At 67.5% G+C, this 1,813-nt stretch carries 1 protein-coding gene and 1 pseudogene; one reads left to right on the forward strand and one right to left on the reverse strand.

Annotated features, from left to right (window positions below; translation table 11 throughout):
* Positions 1 to 111, reverse strand: a pseudogene (locus tag CN311_RS33595) (nucleoside deaminase); the annotation flags it as partial.
* A 77-nt stretch (positions 112 to 188) separates the two neighbouring features.
* Here CN311_RS33595 and CN311_RS31645 point away from each other — a divergent pair.
* The coding region (locus CN311_RS31645; RefSeq protein ID WP_097577486.1) for a pseudouridine synthase at positions 189 to 1,813 on the forward strand (1,625 nt) is incomplete at its 3' end.

Below are 1,813 nucleotides of genomic sequence, written 5' to 3' on the forward strand. Positions count from 1 at the left end.
GGCGACGACTGTGCCGCCATTGGCGACGACCGCGCCGACCGGCACTTCGCCGCGAAGGGCGGCCGCTTCCGCCTCGCGCAGCGCCAGCGCCATGAAATCCGGCCGCTTCACGCGGTTTCCATTCCGATTATCTCCTCGCTACTCAGGCCCGATCCTGTTATCTACCCGCGCAAACGAGCAAAGGCCACATGGACGACAACGACAAGAAATTCCCGCGCCAAAAAGGTCCGGGCAAAAGCGGTCCGAAAGCGGCGGGGCCGCGCCGTGATGGCGCCGCCGGCAAGGGTGGCAAGTCGTCCTTCGGCGCCAAGAAACCTTATGCGCCACGCGGCGCCCGGCCCATGGCGGCCGAGGGCGACAGGCCGAAGCGCGACTTCAAAAGCGGCGACAAGCCGTTTCGCCAGGGACCGCGTCCCGAAGGCAAGCCCTTCGAGAAGCGGGAGGGGCCGCGCAAGCCTTACGCGCCGCGCGGCGATCGTCCGATGGCAGCCGAAGGCGAGCGGCCGCAGCGCGATTTCAAACGCGCGTACAAGCCGAGCAAGCCGGGCGAAGCGCGCGCTGAAAGACCGTTCCACAAAGGTCCGCGTCCGGAAGGCAAGCCGTATGAGAAGCGCGAGGGCGCGCGCAAGCCTTACGCGCCGCGTGGCGATCGTCCGATGGCAGCCGATGGCGAACGGCCGAAGCGCGACTTCAAGCCACGCGGCGAACGGTCGGCTGCCGCAGCAGCGGGTGGCGAAAAGCGCTTTGAGCGTCCCAAGCGCGACTTCGCCGACCGACCCAAACGCGATTTCAGCGATCGTCCAAAGCGCGACTTCGGTGGCGATCGTCCACAAGGCTTCAAGCCGCGTCCGCGTCCCGCCGAAGCAACGGAAGAGGCCGGCGAGCGCATCGCCAAGCGGCTGGCCCGCGCTGGCCTGGCCTCGCGCCGCGACGCCGAGGAGCTGATCGCGGCCGGCCGCGTCAAGGTCAATGGCCGGGCTCTCACTTCGCCGGCCTTCAACGTCATGCCGGGCGACATCATCCATCTCGACGGCATGGAGATCCCGCCGATCGAGCGCACCAGGCTGTTCCTGTTCCACAAGCCGGCCGGCGTGGTGACCACCAACCGCGACCCCGAGGGCCGCAAGACCGTGTTCGACGTGCTGCCGGCCGATTTGCCGCGGCTGATGACGATCGGCCGGCTCGACATCAACACGGAAGGCCTGCTGCTGCTCACCAATGATGGTGGCCTGTCGCGCGTGCTCGAATTGCCGGCCACCGGCTGGCTCAGGCGCTACCGCGTGCGCGTCCACGGAAAGGTCGAGGAAAGCGCGCTCGCCGGCTTGCGTGAAGGCATTGCCGTCGATGGCGTCTTCTACGGCGCGATCGAGGCCTCGCTCGACCGCGAGCAGGGCTCGAACGCCTGGCTGACCATCGGCTTGCGCGAAGGCAAGAACCGCGAGGTCAAGAACATCCTCGGCTCCCTCGGCCTCGATGTCACACGGCTGATCCGCATTTCCTACGGGCCGTTCCAGCTCGACGAGTTGCCGGAGGGCCATGTGCTGGAGATCAAGGGCCGCGTGCTGCGCGACCAGCTCGGCGAGCGCCTGGTCGAGGAATCCGGCGCCAATTTCGACGCCGAGATCACAAAACCCTTCTCCAACAAGCCGGTGCGGCGCACCGAACCGCGCCCGGAAGAAGTTGAGCGGCCGAAATTCACGCGCGACGGGGTCGATCGCCGTCCGATCGGCGAGGGCGGACTGATCAAGAACCGCAAGCGGAGGGAAGGCAGCCGCGACGAGGCGCTGGGCAAGCTCTCGACAAGTCCCGAAAG

The sequence above is a fragment of the Mesorhizobium sanjuanii genome, from assembly GCF_002529485.1.
In the GTDB taxonomy this organism is placed as follows: domain Bacteria; phylum Pseudomonadota; class Alphaproteobacteria; order Rhizobiales; family Rhizobiaceae; genus Mesorhizobium; species Mesorhizobium sanjuanii.